Raw genomic sequence first — 724 nt, forward strand, 5'->3', positions numbered from 1 at the left:
CCGATGATGCGGCGGGAGTGCGCGTCGAACACGAACGCGACGTAGACCCACCCGGACCACGTCCACACATACGTGAAGTCCGCGACCCAGAGCTGGTTCGTGCGGAACCGGGCGAAGTGCCGGTCGACGAGATCCGCTGGGCGGGTCTCCCGTGGATCCGTGTCGACGGGGCGCTTCCGCTTCCCACGGAGCACGCCGGTGATCCCGAGCCCACGCATGAGACGCTCGACCGTGCAGCGCGCGATGTCGTGCCCGTCACGACGCAACCGCAGCCAGAGCTTCCGGGCTCCGAGCACCTTGCGGTGCGTCTGCCACGCGGCGAGGATGATCGGCTTCCACCGCTCATCCGACACCTGCCGGGGCGACGGACCGCGACCTCTCGCGTCGTAGTAGGTCGATGGGGCGATCTTCACGCCGTGCTGGGTGAGCACGGCGCAGATCGACTCGACACCCCATCGCATCCCGCCCTCAGTGCGGTGCTTGTGTTCGTCGATGAAGGCGACTATCGCTTGTGTGGCCGGTCGAGTTCGGCCGCGAAGAAAGCCGAAGCCGCCTTCAAGATCTCGTTCGCCCGCCGCAGCTCGGCGTTCTCCCGCTTAAGGCGCTTGATCTCCACTGTCGCGTCAGTCGTCACACCGGGCCGGTCGCCCGCATCGACCTGCTCCCGACGGATCCAGGTGCGGATCGTTTCCGGCGACCCGATGCCGAGCATCTGCGCGACCGC

At 67.5% G+C, this 724-nt stretch carries 1 protein-coding gene and 1 pseudogene; both read right to left on the bottom strand.

The annotated features are described in order from the left end of the window. Nucleotides 1–461: IS3 family transposase (locus ACWAUG_RS13635; protein ID WP_460802841.1), on the bottom strand; the 461-nt coding region annotated here is incomplete at its 3' end. A 41-nt stretch (nucleotides 462–502) separates the two neighbouring features. Next, nucleotides 503–724 (bottom strand): annotated as a pseudogene (locus tag ACWAUG_RS13640) (IS3 family transposase); the annotation flags it as partial.

Source organism: Microbacterium sp. GXF6406 (assembly GCF_054798215.1).